This window comes from Pseudomonas eutrophicaquae (assembly GCF_023544715.1).
GTDB lineage: Bacteria > Pseudomonadota > Gammaproteobacteria > Pseudomonadales > Pseudomonadaceae > Geopseudomonas.
Map to the genome: position 1 here is coordinate 1 of NZ_JAMJEZ010000051.1, position 1,237 is coordinate 1,237.

The 1,237-nt window shown below is 58.9% G+C and carries 1 protein-coding gene; it reads right to left on the reverse strand.

Translation table 11 applies throughout. The annotated features are described in order from the left end of the window. Positions 1 to 8: 8 nt before the first annotated feature. A protein-coding gene (locus tag MXC11_RS12060) for an IS3 family transposase (RefSeq protein WP_250010419.1) occupies positions 9 to 1,171 on the reverse strand; the annotation gives its coding sequence in 2 pieces (ribosomal slippage) (positions 9 to 916 and positions 916 to 1,171; 1,164 coding nt in all). Positions 1,172 to 1,237 lie beyond the last annotated feature (66 nt).

Here is a 1,237-nt window from a genome sequence, read left to right on the forward strand (position 1 = left end):
TGTAGTGGTCAAGCCATCCCGGACAATGGGTTAAGTTTTTTCTCGGCAACGGCGGGCGGCAGCCCGTCATTGGCCTGATGCGGCCTGAGCCAGTTGTATCGATGCATCAGGTAATGGCTGATATCCCGTTGTGCCTCTCGGGCCGTCATGTAACCCGTGGAGGGTATCCACTCGGTCTTCAGGCTGCGAAATAGCCGCTCCATCGGCGCATTGTCCCAGCAGTTTCCGCGCCTGCTCATGCTCTGCCGCATGCGGTAACGCCATAGCCGTTGCCGGAACAGACGACTGGCATATTGGCTGCCCTGGTCGGAATGGAACATCACCTGTTGCGGCCTGCCACGCTGTTCGTACGCCATGTCGAGGGCTCGAACCGCCAGCTCGGCATCCGGCCTGTCGGAAAACGCCCAGCCCACCACGCGGCGTACATGCAGATCCAGGACGACTGCCAGGTAATGCCAGCGGCCATGAGCCCAGACGTAGGTAATGTCACCACACCAGACTTGGTTGGGGCGTTCGACAGTGAACTCGCGGTTCAGCAGATTCGGAATATCGGGACGCTCAACGGTGGCCTGCTTGTAGGCATGGGAACCGGGCTGCTTGCTGACGAGGCCCAGCTCACGCATCAGACGTCGAACCCGAAAGCGGCCAATCACCACACCTTGCTCACGCATCATGCCCATGATGCTGCGGCTGCCCGCAGATCCTCGGCTGTCACTGAAAAGCTGGTTGACCTGACTACGCAAGGCTACACGACGAGCATCGGTTCGATGGCGGCGGATGCGGTAGTCGTAGTAGCAAGAACGGGGTACATCGAAAGCTGAACAGACCATTTCCACGGGCTCCTGCTCACTCAACTGGTCTATCAGCGCGTACGTTCGAGTTCGTCCGCCATCAAGAGAGCGGTAGCCTTTTTTAGGATCGCTTTCTCCCGCTCCAGTCGGTTGATCCTGGCTTCCAGCTCCTGGATCTTCTGCTGCTCGGGAGTCAGCGCCTTGCTCTGCGGGGTGATGCCGTTGCGCTCATCCTGAAGCTGTTTGATCCATCGACGCAGTGCCGACTCCACCACCCCCAAGGACTGGCAGGCCTCCACCACGGTGTACCCCTGATCCAGAACCAGAGTCGCGGCTTCGCGCTTGAACTCGGTTGAGAATGTACGTCGCTGTCTACTCATCGAACACCTCTCTAATGGCGATGATTTTCGCCTAAATCGGTGTCCGGGATCAGTAGACCACTACAC